This is a genomic window from Halomonas sp. 707D4 (assembly GCF_024158685.1).
In the GTDB taxonomy this organism is placed as follows: Bacteria; Pseudomonadota; Gammaproteobacteria; order Pseudomonadales; family Halomonadaceae; genus Vreelandella.
The window spans coordinates 1-2,034 of the sequence record NZ_JAMZBD010000529.1; the positions used below are offsets into that span (position 1 = coordinate 1).

Consider the following 2,034-nt stretch of genomic DNA (forward strand, 5'->3'; position numbering starts at 1 on the left):
CACCGACCACGACACCCAGAGCCTCAACCGCGACTGGCAGGTGGTGGCGGTGGAGCACACCGGTGAACAGCCCCAGGCGCTGGAAGAAGACAGCATCAGTAGCGACACCGGCGGCATGACCCGCTACGTCAACCAGGTCACCCTTATCCCGGGGGACACTCCCTGGCGCGCCACCCCCAACCCCAAACCACGCGTCGACGGCCCCCAGGTCGCCTTCGTGGTGGGGCCGGAAGGCGAGGAGATTCACTGCGACGAACACGGCCGGGTCAAGGTGCAGTTCCCCTGGGACCGTTACGCCGAACCGAACGGCACCGCGAGCTGCTGGGTGCGCGTCTCCCAGGGCTGGGCCGGCGGCGGCTACGGCAGCATCGCCATTCCCCGCATCGGCCACGAGGTGATCGTCTCGTTCCTGGAAGGCGATCCGGACCAGCCGCTGGTCACCGGGCGAACGTACCACGCGGTAAACACGCCGCCCTACGCACTGCCCGAACACAAGACGCGCACCGCCATCAAGACCAGACCCACCAGGGCGAGGGCTTCAACGAGCTCTGCTTCGAAGACCAGGCCGGTGAAGAGTTCATTTACCTGCACGCCCAGAAGAACCTGGAGCTGCATGTCCTGAACTCCCGTCAGAAGCGGGTGGAGTTCGATGACACGGCGACCATCGGCAACAATTCCCACCTGGCGGTCGCCAAGGACCGGGTGGAGACCATCGACGGCAATCGCGATATCACGGTGCATACCGACCACACCGAACACATCGATGGCGAGCGCGGGTTGAAGGTTGGTGGCAACTATCAGACCCATGCCAATGGCGATATCACCTTCAAGGCCGACGGCGAACTGATTCTGGATGCTCGCAAGATCACGCTGGTGGCGGGCGGCTCGGCCTTGGTGCTCAACGGGGGAAGCGTCGACGTGACGCCGGTGCTCAACGTGGGCGCGGCCTCGCCGAGTGCGGCCGCTTTACCACCGGTGCCGGCGGTGCTGGAAGTGGCCGCTGGCGAAGGCAGCCCCTTCGTCTCCCACTGCCCGCTGGAGGAGGGCTGACATGGCGCCGCCGGACTACTGGGTGGCACGTTGCCATATCGCCGCCCAGACGCCCCAGGCAAGGCGCTGGGAAGAGGAGACCGACGAGGCGGTACTCTCCGTGGCGGTGCTGGCCCACTCCGCCGACGAGGTTCGCACCCTGTTGCAGACCCGGCTGCGCGACGACGGCCTGAGCCTTCTCAAGTTGGACGCTGTCCAGACGTTGCTGCAGCGCTTTCGGCATCAGGGCATGTCACAAACGCTGGTCGAGCTGGCCCACGCCACGACCTCTCGGCAGCCGGTGGTCTACGGCGAGATGCTGGCGCTCGTCATCGAACCCGAACCGGTCGAGCCCGCGCCCATCGAGCCGCCCCTGACCTATCGCGAAACCACCTGGTCGGCGCTACTGACACCCAACCAGCCGCCGCTCTGGGCGGTCATCGATGGTATCAACTGCCGTGAGATCCAGGCGCGCTTGGGCCAATCCGACGCGCAATACACCTGCTTGTACGCCTCCACCAATGCAGAAACTCAAGCCAACGCCCCCTGGCTCGTGCGACTGGAAGCCGACAGCGACCTTCGCGCGTGGCTGGAAAGCCTGCCCCAAGACCAGCACTGGGGCGTGCTGTTTCACTCCCATGCCACGCTCAAGCAACTGCGCGCGCACTTTCGCAAGTTCACCATGCTCTGGACGCCGGCCAACGAGCAGGCCCCGGTGTACTTCCGCTTCTACGACCCGCGCGTGGCGCTGGACATGACCCAGGCGCTGCACACCTGGAAACTGGCGGCCTTCATGGCCCCGCTGGACGCGCTCATGGTGCCCTTGTCGCCGCTGATGGCCTTTCCTGCCGAGCTTACGCTGCTATCCGATGTGGCGCTCGATACCCCGGCTCATGAGGTACAGGGGCGGTTGGCTCAGGTGACCTTGAGCGAACAGGCCCGCGACGCCTGCCGCCAGAGCCGTCAATTTGCGGTCGACCAGAACGAGTTCGCTCGATTTGGAGC

Annotated in this window: 1 protein-coding gene and 1 pseudogene; both read left to right on the forward strand. The window is 65.6% G+C overall.

The features are described from left to right. Positions 1-1,050 (forward strand): annotated as a pseudogene (locus BIS11_RS16190) (type VI secretion system Vgr family protein); the annotation flags it as partial. Position 1,051: 1 nt separating this feature from the next. Next, the coding region (locus tag BIS11_RS16195; protein WP_253586542.1) for a DUF4123 domain-containing protein at positions 1,052-2,034 on the forward strand (983 nt) is incomplete at its 3' end.